The sequence below is a fragment of the Pseudoduganella danionis genome (assembly GCF_009720775.1).
Classification (GTDB): domain Bacteria; phylum Pseudomonadota; class Gammaproteobacteria; order Burkholderiales; family Burkholderiaceae_D; genus Rugamonas; species Rugamonas danionis.
This window is the reverse complement of sequence record NZ_WNKW01000004.1, coordinates 241,930-261,576: the sequence shown is the minus strand read 5'-3', so window position 1 is coordinate 261,576 and position 19,647 is coordinate 241,930. Positions and strand designations below refer to the sequence as shown.

Below are 19,647 nucleotides of genomic sequence, written 5' to 3'. Positions count from 1 at the left end.
GTACAGCGGGAGAACGGTGTAAATTTCGTTCTTCGCTGCTATTTTATAGGCAACTTGGTGGTATTCTTCACCTCTTCCATAACGGCGTAAGTGTGGGTTTCACGTACGCCTTTCTGGAGCAGGGTTTTGCCAAGGAATTCACGGTACGCCGCCATGTCCTTGACGCGGGCTTTAACCAAGTAATCAAAACCGCCAGCAACCATGTGGCATTCTAATACTTCTGGTATCAGCTGAACGCTATGTTTGAAGGCATCGAAGACTTCTGGAGTCGTGCGATCGAGCACTACCTCTATGAAAACGAGCAAGGAAACGTCCAGTAACTGGGGATTGAGCTGGGCCGTGTAACCCATGATGTAGCCGGATTCGTGCAGTTTGCGCACACGTTCCAGGCAGGCTGCTGGTGACAAGTTCACCCGCGCAGCCAGTTCTACGTTGCTGATGCGGCCATCGCTCTGCAATTCCATCAAGATTTTTTTACTGATCTTGTCTAGCATTTCCGGGGACTCCAAAATTAATATTATTTGGTTAAATTGTCTCACTAAAAACAATCTATTGCTAGCCCCTTGTAATACCAGAATTAATCCAGAAGAAATCGCTTTACAATCGAATCATCAGCAGTTCACTTCGAAACACGCTCGCCAGCACCCGCCGGTCGAGCGTTTTTTCTAATGTACGGCGCCAAAATTTCTTACTGAAAGTTATTCCATGTCCGCTGCCATCAGCCCCCGTTTTACCCCGTTCTCCGCGCTACAGGACGAGATCCTGCGCGATCCAATTCCCCTGCGTGCCGCTGTGACCGCTGCCTACCGGCGCGACGAAGTCAGCGCCGTGCAATGGCTGCTGGAACAAATAACCAAGAATGACGATGCCACGCTGAAGCAGTCGCAACAGCTCGCGCATAAACTGGTCAGCTCGGTGCGCGCGCAGCGCACGCGCGCCTCCGGTGTGGATGCGCTGATGCACGAGTTTTCGCTGTCGTCGGAAGAAGGCGTGGCACTGATGTGTCTGGCCGAAGCACTGTTGCGTATTCCCGACAATGCCACGGCCGACCGGTTGATCGCCGACAAGATCAGCAAGGGCGATTGGCGCAAGCATCTGGGCGAATCGCCTTCGCTGTTCGTCAATGCCGCCACCTGGGGTCTGCTAATCACGGGCAAACTGGTCAGCACCAGCAGCGAAAACGGTCTGGGCTCGGCCCTAACCAAGCTGATTTCCAAGGGCGGCGAACCACTGATCCGCAAAGGTGTAGATCTGGCCATGCGCATGCTGGGCAACCAGTTCGTCACGGGCCAGACCATCGACGAAGCCATCAAGAACGGCCAGGCCAATGAAGCGCGCGGCTACCGCTATTCCTACGACATGCTGGGTGAAGCGGCGCTGACGGAAGCGGACGCGAAAAACTATTACGCTTCCTACGAAACCGCCATCCACGCCATCGGTAAAGCCTCGAATGGGCGCGGCATCAAAAACGGCCCCGGCATTTCCGTCAAACTGTCGGCACTGCACCCCCGCTACAGCCGCGCCCAGCGCCAGCGCGTCATGGAAGAACTGCTGCCGCGCGTGCGTGCACTGGTGCTGCTGGCCAAGCAGTACAACATCGGCCTGAACATCGATGCCGAAGAAGCCGATCGTCTGGAACTCTCGCTCGATCTGATGGAAGCACTGGCACATGATCCGGCCCTGGCCGGTTTCGAAGGCATAGGCTTTGTGGTGCAGGCTTACCAGAAACGCTGCCCGTTCGTGATCGATTACCTGATCGATCTGGCTAAGCGCAGCGGCCGCAAATTCATGGTGCGTCTGGTCAAAGGCGCGTACTGGGATGCGGAAATCAAACGCGCCCAGGTGGATGGCATGAGCGGCTATCCGGTCTACACGCGCAAGGTTTACACCGACGTGTCGTATCTGGTCTGCGCACAGAAGCTGCTGGGCGCGACCAGCGTAATCTATCCGCAGTTCGCTACCCACAATGCGCAAACGCTGTCGACCATCTACACCTGGGCCAAGCGCGATGGCGTGACCGACTACGAATTCCAGTGCCTGCACGGCATGGGCGAATCGCTGTACGACCAGGTGGTAGGCAAGGACAATCTGGATAAGGCTTGCCGTATTTACGCGCCAGTCGGCACCCACGAAACGCTGTTGGCCTATCTGGTACGCCGTCTGCTGGAAAACGGTGCCAACTCGTCCTTCGTCAACCAGATCGTCGATGAAGCAATACCCGTCGAATCGCTGATCAAGGATCCCGTTGCGCTGGCACGCGAGCAGGGTGGCCAGCCGCACCGCGGCATTCCGCTGCCACTCGATATGTTTGGCACGGAACGTAAAAACTCGTCCGGCTTCGATCTGGCCAATGAAAATGTGCTGCGCCGTGTTGCCGCCGAACTGGCCGAACCACGTAGCTGGTACGCCACGCCGCTGCTGGCCGGCGGTGTCAGCGCCGGCCAGCCGGTACAGAACGTCACCAATCCGGCCCAGCGCAGCGATGTGGTAGGCCAACTGGTAGAAGCCAGCGCAGCCGATGTGGAAACGGCGCTGGCCAGCGCCAGCCAGTACGCCATGGACTGGCAGGTAACTGAACCAGCCATCCGCGCGGCAGCACTGGAGCGCGCCGCCGAGCTGTTCGAAACCAATGCCATGGAGCTGATGACACTGGCGATTCGCGAAGCAGGCAAATCGCTGCCGAACGCCATCGCCGAACTGCGCGAAGCGGTCGATTTCCTGCGTTATTACGCGCAGGAAGTGCGCGGCGGCACGAATACGCTGGCACTGGGCCCCGTCACCTGTATCAGTCCGTGGAACTTCCCGCTGGCGATTTTCACGGGTCAGGTTGCCGCTTCGCTGGCCGCCGGCAACGTGGTGCTGGCCAAACCGGCCGAACAGACGCCGCTGATCGCCCACCGTGCCGTAGAACTGCTGCACGAAGCCGGCATTCCGCGCGCCGCCCTGCAATTCCTGCCCGGCCGCGGCGAAGTGGTTGGTGCAGCGCTGACGGCTGATAGCCGCATCAAAGGCGTGATCTTCACCGGCTCGACCGAAGTAGCTCAGCTAATCAACCGCACGCTGGCCAAACGCGCCGTCAGCGAAAACATCGACATTCCGCTGATCGCCGAAACGGGTGGCCAGAACGCCATGATCGTGGATTCCTCGGCATTGCCCGAACAGGTAGTGCAAGATGCAATTTCGTCGGCCTTCGATAGCGCCGGCCAGCGCTGCTCGGCGCTGCGCGTGCTGTTCCTGCAAGAAGATATCGCCGACAAGACCATCAAAATGCTCAAAGGCGCCATGCAGGAACTGAATGTGGGCAGCCCTGATCGTCTGGTGACCGATATCGGCCCCGTGATCGATGCGGAAGCCCAGCAGAATCTGCTTTCGCACATCAACAAGCTGAAAGCTACGGCCCTCACTTATTTCTCGCTCGATCTGCCGGCCCATGTTACGTCGGCCGGCACCTTCGTGCCGCCTACGGTGCTGGAAATCCGCTCGCTGGAAGAACTCACGCAGGAAGTTTTCGGCCCTGTGCTGCACGTGATCCGTTACAAGCGCGCCGATCTGCCCAAGCTGGTCGACCAGATCAATGGCAGCGGCTTCGGCCTGACGCTGGGCGTGCATTCACGCATCGATGAAACCATCGACTACATCACCAGCCGCGCGCATGTGGGCAATATCTACGTGAACCGTAACATTGTGGGCGCCGTCGTCGGCGTTCAGCCCTTCGGTGGTGAAGGCAAATCAGGCACGGGCCCGAAAGCAGGCGGTCCGCTCTACCTGAAACGTCTGCAACGCGATGCCTTTACCAACCCCGCCAGCCACGCTAGCGGCGTCAGCGATTCGCCAGCGCTCGATACGTTCAAAGCCTGGGCCAGCACCCATGGCCACGACCATCTGGCCCAACTGGCAGAAGCCTATGGCCGCCAGACGCAACTGGGGCAACTAACGCTGTTGCCAGGCCCTACGGGCGAGCGCAATACATTGGCACTGGTGGCCCGTGGCGCGATCGCCTGTGCCGCTACCAGCCAGCCCGTACTGCTCAACCAGCTGGCCGCTACGCTGGCGACCGGCAATATCGCGCTGATGAGCACGGAAACGGCGCAATTTCTGCCTCACGACCTGCCAGCGGCTGTCAAAGACCGGATACAGGTGATTGCCCAGCTCGATCACTTCGATGCCGAGTTCCAGATCGCCCTGGTGGAATCAGCGCTGACGGCCAGCCTGCGCAGCCGTCTGGCGGCCCGTGAGGGCGCGCTGGTAGGCGTGATCGACACCAATGCTAACGATGCCATCCCTCTGTGGCGTCTGCTGGCCGAGCGTGCCCTGTGCGTCAACACCACTGCAGCGGGCGGCAATGCCAGCCTGATGACGCTGGACGCATAAACCCGCCGCTGAATAGACCGATTACCTGTTGCTGTCTTAAGGCCGGAAGAAATTCCGGCCTTTTTTTTATGCTCTTGCTTTGCAGAAGTTTTCGATGATGTCGTAGGCGTAGCGCGAAGCGACGGTTTTCACAAAACGCATGAAATCGACGGCTGCATCATCATTGGCGTTGTCGGATATGGTGCGGATCACGGCAAACGGGATACCGAGCTCGAAACACACCTGCGCCACGGCGGCGCCTTCCATTTCCACTGCCAGAATATCGGGTAACGCGGCTTTCAAAGCTTCGATCTGGTGACGTTTGCCGATAAATTGATCACCGCTGGCGATCAGGCCGCGATGCACGCGGCCAGTTTTTTGCGCGGCAGCGGCTAATCGCTCCGTCAGCGCACGGTCGCTGGCAAACCGGGTTAAGCCCGTTAAAGGGATTTCAAAGCGGGGAAACAATGGGCTGGCATCGAAATCATGCTGGATCAGATCTTCCGCCACAACGATATCGCCTACATGGACGTTTTTATCCCCGCTACCGGCGACGCCGGTAAAGATGATGTGGGTAACTTCGAACTTTTCCACAAGGATGGCAGCTGTCATGGCTGCGGCAACCTTGCCTATACGCGATAAAACGCACACAGCGTCGATTTCCCACAGTTTTCCGGCTGTGTACTCACGCATGCCGTGAAAACGCTTGGCGGGGCTTTCCATGGCTTCTATCAAGCCATGCTGTTCTTCGGCCAATGCACTGATGATGCCTAAACGCATACTTTTTTCCCTAAAGACTGTGGATCAATCACGATTTTTCCACAGTCGAGTGCTTAAAACGGTGCATTTTAAGGCGTTTCTTATGGCTTAGTGGCGATACCGATAGCGAGCAGGGCTCCAAATTTCACGCAAAGTTCGCGTTTTCGCGGTTTAGTAGTTTACAAAAGTTTTATATAAAAATAGTAGTAGTAGTAAACGTATAAGTAGCTGTGGATAAGTCTTGTATACGTTTACAAATCATTTGTTTACGCGAAAGATAAGGATCTGCATAAGCGCTGTACCATTTCAGGAGCAATTCTGTATAAAATGCGGCCGTTTGGAAAACTTTGTCCTTACTCACAACTCGTCCTGTGGATATTCAGCGAGTTATGCACAGACGCTTAGCCGTTTTTCAGTTTTTCCTCCAGTTCGGTACCTGAAATAGGGCGGGAAAACAGATATCCCTGCCCCAGATCGCAACCGGCCTGCTGCAAAATCGCCAGTTGTTCCGGTGTTTCTATGCCTTCGGCGATGACTTTGATATCCAGCTTGTGCGCCATCACGATAATGGCTTCCCACAAGGCATGGCCAGACCGTTCATGGCTGATATCCGTGATCAGTGTCCGATCCAGTTTGATGTAATCGACATTGAAACGCTTGAGGAAGGCAACCGAGCAATAACCGGTACCGAAATCATCGAGAGAAATCTGCATATGGGCTTGCTGGAAGGCGGCCAGCCGCTGGGCGACCTGATAGGTACTATCGAGCAGCAGGTTTTCCGTCACTTCGATGATGATGTTTTCCGCTGGAACCTCCAGTTCACGCAAGAGCTCCAGCCAGCTCTGGTAGTTGCTGCCGTTTTCACGGAATTGCCAGGCTGATTTGTTGACGCCAATCTGGAAGTCTTGATGGCCTGCCTGTCGTAGGCGCTGCAGTTCGCGTGCTGTCTGCTGGAAAACCCAGTCACCGATTTCGACGATCATGCCGCTACTTTCGGCTATGCTGATGAATTCTGCCGGATTGAGCAGGCCCCGTTCCGGATGTTCCCAGCGCACCAGTGCTTCCGCTTTGCAGATTTTCCCCGTCTGCAGATCGACGATGGGCTGGAACAGTATGCGCAATTCATTGCGTGCCACGGTTTCTCGCAGTTCGCCGATCAATTCCATCCTGACTCGCGTAGCTTCCTGCATATAGGGTGCGAAATAATGGAAGCGGTTACGGCCTTCATGTTTGGCGATGTACATTGCCTGATCAGCATTTTTGATTAAAGTTTCAGCATCCTTGCCATCTTCAGGGTAGAGCGTGATGCCTATGCTGCTGGAAACATGGGCCGTATGTTCGTCCAGTTCGAACGGCGTGCTCATCTGACGCAGAATTTCCTGGGCTATCCGCGCTACATCGCTGGCGTTACGCAACTCGCTGAGGATGATGGTGAATTCATCGCCACCCAGACGGGAAACGATATCGGTGCCACGTACGCAGGAAGTCAGACGCTGTGCTACTTTTTTCAGCAACAAATCACCCTGATCGTGGCCCAGCGTGTCATTGACTTGCTTGAAATGGTCCACGTCGAGGAATACCAGCGCCATCGGCAGCTTAGAGCGATCAGTTTTCTTCATTTCCTGGCGCAGATGCTCATGGAACATGCGTCGGTTCGACAAGCTAGTCAGGGCATCGAAATTGGCCTGGCGCCAGATCAGCTCTTCTGACGCCTTTTTCTTGGTGATATCTCTTAACAGCGCTACATGCCGGATGGGATTTCCCAATTCATCAAATACCGTGTTGACCCGCATCGAAACGAGGAAAGTATCGCCCTCTTTGTGCTGTTGCCAGATTTCACCTTCCCATTCGCCGTGCTCGAGGATGGATTCATACATGCGGTCGAATACGCTTTGTTCCTGCTGGCCAGCAGCCAGCTCGTAGCCGCGATGGTCGATCAAGTCTTTTTCCAGATAGCCGTATAGCAGAGAAAAGGCTGGATTGACGGTTAGAATTTTGCCTTCCACATCCGTCACCATCATGGCTTCGCTGCTATTCTGGAATAGCAGGGCGGCAAGTCGCATGGATTCTTCGTTGGCGCGAAGTTTTTTCTCCATTTCACTGCTGGCCACGTACAGCGCGCGGTAGCGCTGTTCGCGTTCTTCTTGCCGGCGGTAAGTACGCAAAGAAAAATGACCGGCACCTATCATCAGCAATAAAAGAACCGTCAGTCCCGCACCGGCGATTAGATAATTCTGTTGCAGTATGCGGTTAGCTTCCGCGTCATTACTTCCCACCACAATAATCAACGGCATATCGTCGAGCGCTCGATAGCTATAGACCCGTTGCAAGCCATCGATGGTACTGACATCACGATAGGTTCCCGTACTACTGCGCTGCAACGATTCGAATAATCGGCTAGGCGATAGATTACGTCCAAAGGACGAGATGAAATTGGGCACGCGCACGATAATTTTGCCTTGGCCATGGATCAGGGCGATCACGATGTCCGTATCAAAACGCGAATTTTCAAATACCGTCACAAAGCGTTCGATATTTATGGGAGCGACTATCACCCCCAGAAACTCGCCTTGGTCGTTTTCCACTCGCCGGCTCAGAAACAACATGGGGATTTTTTTGATCGGCGTCAGTATCGGTTCACCGATGTAGAGACGACCGTGCATATTGCTATCCAGATGGACTTTAAAAAAGTCTTTGTCCTGGTACTGCATATGGGCCAATTTGCTGCCATCGGAAGAAGCAATGCTGTTGCCGTGGTTATCCAGAAAAATGATGGTGTAGTCGCCTCTGAAATTGGCGTTATGGGAAGACAGCAATTCCGACATGGTGGCGCTGGAGCGACTTTGCTGGCGTGTCAGTACCTTGATGGCACTGGAAAAACTGAGCAGAGAGAGGTCGACCGACTGGATGGAATACAGCACATGGGCTTCCATCGCCTTGGCGTAGTGTTCAGTTTGGCTGCGAACAGCATGTTCGCGTTCGTTGTAGCTGGTGCGGAACTGGGAAATGACGACGGCGATAGCCAGTATTGCCATCAAAAACAGGCCAGTCAGCAAGCGTCGCCGGAATTTCAAATAGCCGGACGACCGTGGATTGTTGCGCAATTCAGGCAAGTCATCTCCGGCAAAGGCTTTGTTGCTTTACGAAATGTGACTAACGCTATTTATACCGAATTCTTATTTCGTAGTCATGGAATTTTTTCGCTGTTGGGTAGTGTCGCCTGCGGCTTTTGCGGTTATGGTTTACTTTAAAGATGTATACATAAAAAATAGTAGTAGTTGTTAACGCAGACACTATTCTGTGGATAAGTCTTGATTTTGGATTAGAATCAGCTGTTTACGAGCTGCATAAGCAGGCGAGCAAGCCGTGTATGAGCAGAGAACTGTTTTGGGATAAGAAAAAGCCTGTCCCAAATAATTTTGTTTACTCACATTTGGTGCCTGTGGATATCCAAACACTTATCCACAGAAGATTTCGCCGCAAAAGTGAGAAATCTGATGAAGCTCGCAACAGTTTTTCCCCATCCCATAGTCCAAGGGCCCACTGCAGGTGGTTGTAATACGCCTGCGCAAGTAGCTGCCGTATCCAATGCGGGGGCACTGGGCAGTCTGGCCTGTTCCTTACTGAGTCCCGACGCTATCCGTAGTCAGACAGAGCAGATTCGTGCACTGACAGACCGGCCGTTTTGCCTGAATTTCTTTGTGCTGGAAACACCGCAACCGGATCCGGCGCAAGTGGCGCAAGCCGCCGAATATTTACGGCCCGTATGGTCAGCACTGGGCTGGACGGAATTGCCCACTCCGGCCAAATGGTGCGAAGATTTTGCCGCCCAGTTTGAAACCTTGCTGGCTTTGCGGCCTGCGGTGGCAAGCTTTACTTTCGGGATTTTGAGCGAAGAACAGATCAAAAGGCTCCATGATGCGGGCATCTTGGTGGTGGGAACCATTACCCATGTGGCCGAGGCGCTCGCTTGGCAGGAACGCGGCGCCGATGCGGTGATTGCTTCGGGCATCGAAGCGGGCGGCCATCGCGGCACTTTCATAGGCCGGCAAGAAGATGCCCAGCTGGGCATAGACCAGTTGCTGCCTGAGGTCGTGGCTGCAGTGAACATTCCTGTGATTGCTGCCGGCGGCTTTATGACGGGTGTCGATATTCAACGGGCACTGCGGGCTGGTGCACAGGCGGTGCAGATGGGCACGGCGTTTCTGACCTGTAGCGAATCTGCCATACCGGCCATCTACAAACAGCGCCTGCTTGATGCAGGTGATCATCCTACCCGTTTGACCCGCAGTTTTTCTGGCCGCTACGCACGCGGTCTGGACAACCGTTTCATGCAGGTGATGGCGTCGCATGAACTGCAAGTACCGCCTTACCCTATCCAGAATGCGCTGACGGGTGCGATCCGTGCCGAGGCAGCCCGACGCGGCGAGACGGAATGGATGTCGCTGTGGTGCGGCACGGGCGTAGCGCGCATCCGCAGCCTGCCCGCTGCACAATTAATCAGCACTTTACTGGCGGAGATTGCTGCCGCCTGACCGGAATACAAAAAATACGACGCTGGAAGGAGACGCTTTGGATTCTGCAGGTACGTACGATTACATCATCATCGGTGCCGGTTCTGCCGGCTGTGTGCTGGCCAACCGTCTGAGCGCCGACAGTAGCAAGCGCGTGCTGCTGCTGGAAGCAGGTGGCAAGGACGATTATCTGTGGATCCATATTCCTGTTGGCTATCTGCACTGCATTGATAATCCGCGTACCGACTGGCGCTACCGCACGGAAGCCGATGCGGGCCTGAATGGACGCAGCTTGCTATATCCGCGCGGTAAAGTCCTGGGCGGCTGTTCTTCCATCAATGGCATGATTTACATGCGTGGTCAGCGCGAAGACTATGAGCGCTGGGCCGAGCTGGCTGATGACGATAGCTGGCGCTGGTCGTCCGTGCTGGAACTGTTCAAGAAGAGTGAGGATTACCACGGCGGAGCGTCCGAACTGCACGGCGCTGGTGGTTTGTGGCGGGTGGAAAAACAGCGCTTGTCGTGGCAGGTGCTCGATGCTTTCCGTGATGCGGCGGAGCAGACGGGCATCGCCAAGGTCGATGATTTCAATCGTGGCGACAATGCCGGTTGCGGCTATTTCGAAGTCAATCAGCGGCGCGGCATACGCTGGAATACGGCCAAGGCCTTCCTCAAGCCGGCCATGGGGCGGCCGAATCTGACCATCATGACGGCGTGTCACGTGGAACGGCTGCAAATAGAAAATGAGGCGAGGGGAGCCGTGTGCCGCGGCGTGATTTTTACTTCGGGTGGCAGCCGCTACAGTGCTCAGGCGGCACAGGAGACCGTGCTGGCGGCTGGCGCCATCGGTACACCGCAGATACTCCAGTGTTCCGGCATCGGTGCGGCGGCCATGCTGCGCGAGCTCGATATCAAACCGCAGCTCGATCTACCGGGCGTGGGTGAAAATCTGCAAGACCATCTGCAGCTGCGCATGATATTCAAACTTGGTGGCAAAGCCCGCACGCTCAATACCATGGCGGCCACGGCGTGGGGCAAGTTCTGCATCGGCCTCGAATATGCGCTGTTCCAGAGCGGGCCGATGTCTATGGCGCCTTCCCAACTGGGCGCGTTTGCCCGTTCCGATGCCAGCCAGGCTACGCCGAATCTGCAATACCACGTGCAGCCGCTGTCGCTGGAAAAATTCGGTGATCCCTTGCACGCTTTCCCTGCGTTTACGGCCAGCGTGTGCAATCTGCGCCCGACGGCACGCGGCCATGTGCGCGTTGCCAGTGCCGATAGTTATGCCGCACCGAAAATCGCCCCACAATATCTAAGCACGCCGGAAGACCGCAAAGTGGCGGCCGATGCGCTGGCACTGACGCGCCGCATTGTGGCCGCGCCCGCCATGCAGCAGTACACGCCGGAAGAATACAAACCCGGTGTGGCATACCAGACGGAACAGGAGTTAGCTGAGGCCGCTGGCAATATCGGCACAACGATTTTTCATCCGGTGGGCACCTGCAAAATGGGGCGGCGCGATGACCCGATGGCCGTAGTCGATAGCACTTTGCGTGTAATCGGGGTACAGAATTTGCGCGTGGCCGACGCTTCCATCATGCCTTTTATTACCTCGGGCAATACCAATTCCCCTACCGTGATGATTGCCGAGAAAGCCTCGGAGTTGATCATTTCGGGCCGGAAATGAATCGTCGCGTACGCTAGGTTTAGATCAAAAGTTAACCGTAGTTATACTGTATTGTTAGCCAATTTGTTACTGTGTATGATGAAAAAAAATAAGTAGTTTGAGAAAAAATTACTAGGAGACAGGATGTCTGGCTTTATTCTGGAGACCAAGCATCTGACCAAGGAATTCAAAGGATTCACTGCGGTCAATGATGTAAACCTGAAAGTACAGCGCGGCCACATCCACGCGCTGATCGGCCCCAACGGAGCCGGTAAAACCACGTGCTTCAATCTGCTGACTAAGTTTTTGGTACCTACTTCGGGCCAGATACTCTTCAACGGCAAGGACATCACGGCCGCCAAACCGGCCCAGATCGCCCGCATGGGCGTGATCCGTTCTTTCCAGATTTCAGCCGTTTTCCCTCACCTGACCGTGCTGCAGAATGTCCGCATCGGCCTGCAGCGCCAGCTCGGCAACAGTTTCAATTTCTGGCAGAGCGAACGTTCCCTGAATGCGCTCAATGACCGCGCCATGCAGTTGCTGGCCGATGTAGACCTGAGCGAGTTTGCCGACACGATTACGGTGGATATGCCCTATGGCCGCAAGCGTGCACTCGAAATTGCCACCACCCTGGCGATGGAACCGGAACTGATGCTGCTCGATGAACCGACTCAGGGCATGGGCCACGAAGATGTGCACCGCGTAACGGAACTGATCAAGAAAGTGTCGGCCGGGCGCACCATTTTGATGGTGGAGCACAATATGAAAGTGGTGTCCGGCATCTGCGACAAGATCTCCGTACTGCAGCGGGGCGCCATGCTGGCCGAAGGCAGTTACGCGGAAGTCTCCAGCAATGCGCAGGTGATGGAAGCCTATATGGGTACGGAAGCCACAGTGCTGGAAGGAGCGCACTGATGACGGCCGCACTGGAAATTTCCAAGCTTCATACCTGGTATGGCGAATCGCATATTCTGCATGATGTGAATCTGGTGGTGCAGCCCGGTGAAGTGGTTACGCTGCTGGGCCGCAATGGCGCCGGCCGTACCACCACGTTGCGCGCCATCATGGGTCTGACGGGGGCCCGCACGGGTTCCATCAAGATCAACGGCGTAGAAGCGCTGGGCCTGCCTACCCACAAGATTGCCCATCTGGGCGTGGGCTACTGCCCCGAAGAACGCGGCATCTTTTCCTCGCTGTCGACGGAAGAAAACCTGCTGCTGCCGCCGCAACTGGCGACGGGCGAAAAAGGCATGTCGGTGGACGAAATCTACGCCATGTTCCCCAATCTGGCCGAGCGCAAACATAGCCAGGGCACCCGATTGTCCGGTGGCGAACAGCAGATGCTGGCGGTGGCCCGCATCCTGCGTACGGGCGCACGTTTGCTGTTGCTCGACGAGATTTCGGAAGGTCTGGCTCCCGTCATTGTGCAGGGGCTGGCGCGCATGATTACCACCCTCAAAGCCAAGGGCTACACCATCGTGATGGTGGAACAGAATTTCCGGTTTGCTGCGCCGCTGGCGGACCGGTTCTATGTGATGGAACACGGTCAGATAGTCGAGACGTTTGTTGCATCGGAATTGAGCGCCAAGATGCCGGTACTGACCGAGCTACTGGGCGTCTAGGTAAATTCAGCAAATTAAGTAAGTGAAGCAGGTTCTGGTCTGTGTAAAACAATAAGCAAGCACACCTTTTTTAGAGACGGAGACACCATGAAACTCAAAGCCATCACCCTTGCAGCGACTGCTGCCTGCACTTTCGGCCTGTCCTTTGCCGCGCAGGCGCAGGTATCGGGCGACACCATCAAAATCGGTCTGATTACCGACATGTCCGGTCTGTATGCCGATATCGACGGTGCCGGTGGCGCCGAAGCCATCAAGATGGCGATAGCCGATGCAGGTGTCGTCATTGCCGGTAAAAAAGTCGAGTTCATTTCCGCCGACCACCAGAACAAGGCTGATATCGCCGCCTCCAAAGCACGCGAATGGTTCGACCAGCAGGGCGTGGACATGCTGGTTGGTGGCACCAACTCGGGCGCCAATCTGGCCATGGCCAAAGTGGCCGCCGAGAAGAAAAAAGTCTTCATTTCCATTGGTGCGGGTTCGGCCCGTCTGACTAATGAGGAGTGCACGCCTTACACCATCCACTACGCCTACGACACCATCGCGCTGGCACGCGGTACGGGCGGCGCGATTGTGAAGCAGGGCGGCAAGAACTGGTATTTCCTGACGGCTGACTATGCCTTCGGTGCCTCGCTGGAAAAAGATACGTCGGATGTGGTCAAGTCCTCGGGCGGTAAAGTGCTGGGCTCAGTCAAGCACCCGCTGTCGGCTTCCGACTTCTCGTCCTTCCTGCTGCAGGCCCAGTCCTCGGGCGCGCAGATACTGGGACTGGCCAATGCCGGTGGCGATGCCATCAATTCCATCAAGGCCGCCAACGAATTCGGCATCACCAAGAAAATGAAGCTGGCCGGTCTGCTGATCTTCATCAACGATATCCACTCGCTGGGCTTGAACATGACCCAGGGCATGTATCTGACCGACGGCTGGTACTGGGATGCGAATGCGGAAACCCGCGCCTGGTCGAAGCGCTATTTCGAGAAGATGAAGAAAGAGCCTTCGATGCTGCAGGCTGCCGACTACTCGGCCGCCTGCAACTACCTGAAAGCCGTGAAAGCCGTCGGTACGGATGACACGGAAAAAGTCATGGCCTACCTGAAAGCCAACAAGATCAACGACATGTTCGCCAAGAACGGCGTGATCCGTCCGGACGGCCGCATGGTGCACGATATGTATCTGATGGAAGTGAAGAAGCAGTCGGAATCGAAGTACCCATGGGACTACTACAAAGTGGTGGCCACCATACCGGGTGATCAGGCCTACGCCACCAAGGCGGAAACCAAATGCTCGCTGTGGAAATAAGCTGAGTTGTGCACAGGCCGGAGCGAGTCCGGCCGTTTCCCTGCTACACGCCTGCCCGTCCGGGCAGGCGATCTTTATATTGTGATCTCATGGAAATCTTCGGCGTTCCTTTGCCTGCGATGCTGAGCCAGTTACTACTGGGGCTCGTCAATGGCTCGTTCTACGCAATGCTGTCGCTCGGTCTGGCCGTGATTTTCGGCCTGCTGAACGTGATTAACTTTTCCCACGGCGCGCTGTACATGATGGGCGCGTTTCTGGCGTGGATGGGCATGGCGTATTTCGGCCTCAATTACTGGGTGATGCTGGTACTGGCGCCGCTGATCGTGGGCGTGTTCGGCATCATCATCGAAAAGACCATGCTGCGCTGGCTGTACAAGCTAGATCACCTGTATGGCCTGCTGCTGACCTTCGGCATTACCTTGCTGCTGGAAGGCGTGTTCCGCTCGTTCTACGGCGTTTCGGGCCAGCGTTTCGAAGTGCCGGAAGCACTGGCGGGAGCAACTGATCTCGGCTTCATGATGCTGCCCAATTACCGTGCCTGGGTGGTGCTGGCCTCGCTGGCCGTCTGTCTCGGTACCTGGTTCGTGATCGAAAAAACCAAGCTGGGCGCCTATCTGCGCGCCGGTACGGAAAACCCCAAGCTGGTGGAAGCCTTCGGCATCAATGTGCCGCTGATGGTCACCCTGACCTATGGCTTCGGCGTGGCACTGGCCGGTTTCGCCGGCGTGCTGGCCGCGCCTGTGATCCAGGTGCAGCCGCTGATGGGGCAGAACCTGATTATCGTGGTGTTCGCCGTGGTGGTGATCGGCGGCATGGGCTCGATTATCGGCTCCATCCTGACGGGGCTGGGGCTGGGCGTGATCGAAGGCCTGACCAAAGTGTTCTATCCCGAGTTTTCTTCGACCGTGGTATTTCTGGTGATGGTGATCGTGCTGCTGATCCGTCCTGCTGGCCTGTTCGGTAAAGAAAAATAAGAGGCCGACTATGCATAAGAAAATTGCTTATACCCTCGCACTACTGGTGGCGCTGCTGGCGCCGTTTATCGGCTATCCCGTGTTTCTGGCCAAGCTGTTGTGCTTCTCGCTGTTTGCCTGCGCCTTCAATCTGCTGATCGGCTATACGGGCTTGCTCTCGTTTGGTCACGCGGCCTTCTTCGGCGCCGCCGGCTATGTGGCGGGCAATGCGATGAAAGTCTGGGGCTGGCCCGTCGAGCTGGGTTTGCTGGCCGGTGTCGCCGCTGGCGCGCTGATCGGTCTGGTGATGGGCGCGCTGGCGATCCGCCGGCAGGGCATCTACTTCTCCATGATCACGCTGGCGCTGGCGCAGATGGTGTACTTCGGTGCACTGCGCGCCGGTGAGTTCACGGGCGGCGAAGATGGGCTGCAGGGTGTTCCACGTGGCAAGCTGTTCGGCGCTATCGATCTGGGCAACGATGTGGCGCTGTACTTCTTCGTGCTGGCCGTGTGCATACTCGCGTTTATGCTGATCGTGCGCACCATCCATTCGCCGTTCGGGCAGGTGCTGAAAGCTATCAAGGAAAACGAGCCGCGCGCCATTTCGCTCGGCTATGACGTGGACCGTTACAAGCTGCTGGCGTTTGTGCTGTCCGCTGCGCTGGCCGGGCTGGCCGGTGCGTCGAATATGCTGGTGCAGGGTTTTGAAACGCTGACCGATGTGCACTGGAGTATGTCGGGTCTGGTGATTCTGATGACGCTGGTAGGGGGCATGGGCACGCTGGCCGGTCCCGTGCTGGGCGCCATCATCATCATCGCTCTGGAAAACAAGCTGGGCGATCTGGGCATCGCGTTGGCTAGCCGCAGCGGCATCGAATGGTTTAACACGCTCGGTGAAGCGGTCAGCATGGTGACGGGCCTGATCTTCATTGCCTGCGTGCTGCTGTTCCGCCGCGGCATAGTGGGCGAAATTATTGCCCGCCTGCCGAATGGCAATAGCAAGAAAGCTGCATAGAGAAGCTGGACAGGGCTTCAGGCTTGATGCAGCACAGGCGCCGGACGAACAGTCCGGCGCTTTTTTTTCGTCCGGCGTACATTGGCAGTCCACCTTTTTTCTGCCGAGGTAGATATGTCGATCAGGACGATTGGGCTGGCGCTGACGGGCTGTGCGCTGGTCGCTTGCGGTGCACATCACCACCATGATGATGAACCTGAAGCGCTGAATCTGGCGCCTGTTTTTCTGGGCGCCATGACCTCGACCAGTTACGATGGCCAGAGCGACGATTTGCTGACCGCTGGGCTGGGCGCCGGCGGTCTGGCAGGGCCTACCCCTGCCTATGCCGATCCGGCGCGTCCTACGGCCTCTGAGCTGCGTCGTAACGCTATCTATGCCAACTACCGTGCCGTGCTCGATATCGCCGCCAATAGCGGCTATGGCACGCTGTACGGCCCGAATGTGGATGCGGCCGGGATAGCAGGCAGCGGCCAGGGGCTGGTGGCGGGAACGGAGTATCTGGCCTATGCCGATGACGGCAGCGGCCAGCAGAACGTCACGCTGATGGTGCAAGTGCCTGCCAGCTTCGATCCGGCCCAGCCCTGCATCGTGACGGCCACCTCCAGCGGTTCGCGTGGCGTGTATGGTGCCATCGGCAGCGCAGGCGAGTGGGGGCTGAAGAATCGCTGTGCCGTGGCGTACAGCGACAAGGGCAGCGGTACGGGGCTGTACACCTTCGACGACGACAGTGTGAACCTGCAGAACGGGGTGCGGGCAACGCGCCTGTCGGCAGGCAAGGCCGCCAGTTTTGTACCGGCGCTCGATGATGCGGCGCGTGCCGCCTACGCTGCGGCTTTCCCCGCGCGCATAGCGTTCAAGCATGCCCATTCGCAGCAGAATCCCGAAAAGGACTGGGGCAGGATGACGCTGCAGGCAGTGGAATTTGCTTTCTATGTGCTCAACGAAAAGTACGGCATGCTGGCGCGCGATGGCCAGCACCACCTGCAGCGCTTTTCTCCGAACAACACCATCACGATAGCCTCCAGCATATCCAATGGCGCCGGTGCAGCTTTGCGGGCGGCCGAACAGGATAGCAAGGGCTTGATCAGCGGTGTGGCGGTCAGCGAGCCGCAAGTGCAACCGGCTAGCACGGGCACTTACACGGTGCGGCAGGGCACTGCTGCCGTGAGCGGTTATGGCAAGGCGCTGTTTGATTATTCCACCTATGCGGCGCTGTATCAGCCCTGCATAGCCGCCTTGCCCGCGGCGCCCGGGCGGTGTACGGCGCTGGTAGCGAAAGGTTTGCTGGTTGGTGCCGATCTGGCTGCACAGCAGGCGGATGCCAGAGCACGTCTGAAAGCCTATGGCTGGTTAGCTGATTCCGATCCCCTGCAGGCTGCCCACGCAGGCACCAATGTGCTGGTGGCCGTGACTTACGCTTATGCTTATGGCAAGTTTTCCGTGACGGACAAGCTGTGCGGTTTTTCCTTCGCAGCGACGGATGCCAGCGGGATTCCGGTCGCCCTGACAGCCGCCCAGCGCGCCAGTAGTTTCGCCAGCCAGAACGGTATCGTCGGCAATGTGGTCTACGAAGATGCTGTAGGCGGCGCCCGGGCCTATCAGTTCGGTGTTTCGCCCAGCAGCAATCTGGCTGACCAGTCGCTTGATGGTTTTCTGTGTCTGCGCGCACTGGCTACGGGGGTAGACCCTGTGAGCGGTGCGGCGCTCAGCCCTGCACTGGCCGCACAGAGCGCACGGGTCAAGGCCGGCATGGCCGAGGTGCAGGCGAGCGGCGACCTGCATGGCAAGCCGGCCATCATCGTGCAGGGACGCAGCGATACGCTGATCCCCGTGAACTTTGCTTCGCGCGCCTATCTGGGTTTGAACGCGTCGGTGGAAGGGGCGAGCAGCCAGCTACGCTATGTCGAAGTGCTCAATGCCAACCACTTCGATTCCTTTAGCAACGCGCTGCCTGCGAATATCGTGCCGCTGCACGTGTATCTGTTCCGCGCACTCGATGCCATGCTGGCTCATCTGCGTAATCCGGCGCAGGCACTGCCGCCTTCACAGGTGGTGCGCACGCTGGTGCGTAGCGATAACAGTACGCCTATTACGTTGCTGAATGTACCCGCGCTGGCCACGGCGCCGCCGCTGGCGGACGCCATCATCGTCAGCGGCAATACCGTGACGGTGCCGGATTGAGCTAGCGTGCTGTCTCCGGCTGGCGCGGGGGCAGGCTCACAGTGCTGCGGCGTAGATGGCGCGCGCATCGGCGCGTTCAATGTTGCGCAGATTATTCCCCAGCAGCCTGGTCTGCAGCATGGCGTCGTCGGCCAGTTTGTCCAGATCTTGTTCCGTAATACCGACCTGCTGTAGCCGCCGTTCGATACCGGCAGAAGCCGCTAGTTGCTCCATTGCAACCACCAGCGCTTCGGCCCGCGCTTCCGTACTGCCGCTGGCCTGTGGCACCACCACCTCGGCCAGTTCGGCATACAGCGGCATGGCCACTGGCATATTGAAGCGCAGCACGTGGGGTAGCACGAGTGAATTGGACAGGCCGTGCGGCACATGGAAGTTGCCGCCTATGGGATAGGCCAGCGCATGGACGGCGGCCACTGGTGCATTCGAGAAGGCCTGCCCTGCCAGCATGGCACCCAGCAGCATGGCCTGACGGGCCACCAGATCGCGCCCGTGTTCGCAGACATGCAGCAGATTGGCCGACAGCAGGCTAAGCGCCTGTTTCGCCAGCATGTCCGACAGCGGATTCTTTTTATGGCGCGTGGTGTAGGCCTCGATGGCGTGCACCATGGCATCGATACCTGTCGCCGCCGTCACGGCGGGTGGCAATCCTAGCGTCAGCTCGGCATCGAGCAATGCAAGATCGGCATAGAGTTGCGGCGCGACGATGCCCATTTTTGTGGTAGCGCCCGTCGTCACGATGGCGATGTTGGTGACTTCCGAACCTGTGCCGGCCGTAGTGGGAATCTGCACCAGCGGTAGCCGGTGGCCGACCACATTGCCGATCCCGTAGATGGCACTAAGTGCTTGATCGCTATTGGCGAGCACGGCGATCAGCTTGGCCACATCCATGGAACTGCCACCGCCTATGCCGATGATGATATCGCTGCCAGCCACCCGTGCCACTTCCAGCGCATCGAGTATGGTCTTTTCTGGCGGGTCGGCGATGACTTCCGAATAGATCTCGCAGGTCAGACCTGCCGCCTTAACGCTGGCCACGGGCGCCTGCACCAGGCCGGTACGGAGAAAGCCGGCATCCGTGATGAACAGTGCACGGCGGGCGTGTGGGAAGTGCTGGCGAAGGTGGGCGCCTAGGTTGGCTGCAGCACCCGGTTCGGCAACGATGTGGGCGACGGTGCTGAAGGCAAACGGGGGGAATTCGGGCATGGGATTTCCTCGTTTAGCTGAGTTTTGGCAGACCGTTCTAGCTTACTCCATGTATGCGTGATCGGCATGAACGCGGTGAAATTTCTTC

Annotated in this window: 13 protein-coding genes; 9 read left to right on the top strand and 4 right to left on the bottom strand. The window is 57.3% G+C overall.

The genetic code is table 11. The features are described 5' to 3' along the window. Positions 1-38: 38 nt before the first annotated feature. The gene (locus tag GM655_RS15650) at positions 39-494 is read right to left on the bottom strand and encodes an Lrp/AsnC ligand binding domain-containing protein (protein ID WP_155435608.1); all 456 of its coding nucleotides are present in this window, start codon (positions 492-494) and stop codon (positions 39-41) included. A gap of 211 nt (positions 495-705) precedes the next feature. On the opposite strand from GM655_RS15650, the gene putA reads away from it, so the two are divergent. Further along, complete coding sequence (gene putA, locus GM655_RS15645) at positions 706-4,371, top strand: trifunctional transcriptional regulator/proline dehydrogenase/L-glutamate gamma-semialdehyde dehydrogenase (RefSeq protein ID WP_155435607.1); 3,666 nt, start codon at positions 706-708, stop codon at positions 4,369-4,371. A gap of 66 nt (positions 4,372-4,437) precedes the next feature. Here putA and GM655_RS15640 read toward each other — a convergent pair whose 3' ends face one another. Both GM655_RS15640 and GM655_RS15635 read right to left on the bottom strand, forming a co-directional pair. Next, positions 4,438-5,130 (bottom strand): 5'-methylthioadenosine/adenosylhomocysteine nucleosidase, encoded by a 693-nt coding sequence (locus tag GM655_RS15640; RefSeq protein ID WP_155435606.1) that lies wholly within the window; start codon positions 5,128-5,130, stop codon positions 4,438-4,440. Positions 5,131-5,510: 380 nt separating this feature from the next. Then, positions 5,511-8,144 (bottom strand): EAL domain-containing protein, encoded by a 2,634-nt coding sequence (locus GM655_RS15635; protein ID WP_155435605.1) that lies wholly within the window; start codon positions 8,142-8,144, stop codon positions 5,511-5,513. A gap of 462 nt (positions 8,145-8,606) precedes the next feature. Here GM655_RS15635 and GM655_RS15630 point away from each other — a divergent pair, with 462 nt between their 5' ends. The 8 genes from GM655_RS15630 (at position 8,607) to GM655_RS15595 (ending at position 18,356) form a co-directional block, all read left to right on the top strand. Then, complete coding sequence (locus tag GM655_RS15630) at positions 8,607-9,644, top strand: NAD(P)H-dependent flavin oxidoreductase (RefSeq protein ID WP_155435604.1); 1,038 nt, start codon at positions 8,607-8,609, stop codon at positions 9,642-9,644. A 37-nt stretch (positions 9,645-9,681) separates the two neighbouring features. Further along, entirely contained in the window at positions 9,682-11,310 is a 1,629-nt protein-coding gene (locus tag GM655_RS15625) for a GMC family oxidoreductase (RefSeq protein WP_155435603.1), read from the top strand. 123 nt (positions 11,311-11,433) lie between these two features. Then, a complete protein-coding gene (locus tag GM655_RS15620) occupies positions 11,434-12,204 on the top strand; it encodes an ABC transporter ATP-binding protein (protein WP_155435602.1) in 771 nt (256 codons plus the stop codon). After that, the gene (locus GM655_RS15615; RefSeq protein WP_155435601.1) at positions 12,204-12,911 is read left to right on the top strand and encodes an ABC transporter ATP-binding protein; all 708 of its coding nucleotides are present in this window, start codon (positions 12,204-12,206) and stop codon (positions 12,909-12,911) included. Before GM655_RS15620 ends, GM655_RS15615 begins: the two co-directional genes overlap by 1 nt. Before the next feature lie 87 nt (positions 12,912-12,998). Beyond that, entirely contained in the window at positions 12,999-14,207 is a 1,209-nt protein-coding gene (locus tag GM655_RS15610) for an ABC transporter substrate-binding protein (protein ID WP_155435600.1), read from the top strand. Between the two features lie 89 nt (positions 14,208-14,296). After that, positions 14,297-15,181 carry a branched-chain amino acid ABC transporter permease gene (locus GM655_RS15605; RefSeq protein ID WP_155435599.1) on the top strand — a complete coding sequence of 295 codons (885 nt, stop codon included), beginning with the start codon at positions 14,297-14,299 and terminating at the stop codon, positions 15,179-15,181. A gap of 10 nt (positions 15,182-15,191) precedes the next feature. Then, the gene (locus tag GM655_RS15600) at positions 15,192-16,175 is read left to right on the top strand and encodes a branched-chain amino acid ABC transporter permease (protein WP_155435598.1); all 984 of its coding nucleotides are present in this window, start codon (positions 15,192-15,194) and stop codon (positions 16,173-16,175) included. Between the two features lie 114 nt (positions 16,176-16,289). Next, on the top strand, positions 16,290-18,356 hold the full coding sequence (locus tag GM655_RS15595; RefSeq protein WP_155435597.1) for a 3-hydroxybutyrate oligomer hydrolase family protein: 2,067 nt from the start codon (positions 16,290-16,292) through the stop codon (positions 18,354-18,356). A 36-nt stretch (positions 18,357-18,392) separates the two neighbouring features. On the opposite strand, the gene GM655_RS15590 is transcribed toward GM655_RS15595, so the two are convergent. Continuing rightward, on the bottom strand, positions 18,393-19,559 hold the full coding sequence (locus GM655_RS15590) for an iron-containing alcohol dehydrogenase (RefSeq protein ID WP_155435596.1): 1,167 nt from the start codon (positions 19,557-19,559) through the stop codon (positions 18,393-18,395). Positions 19,560-19,647: the final 88 nt, after the last annotated feature.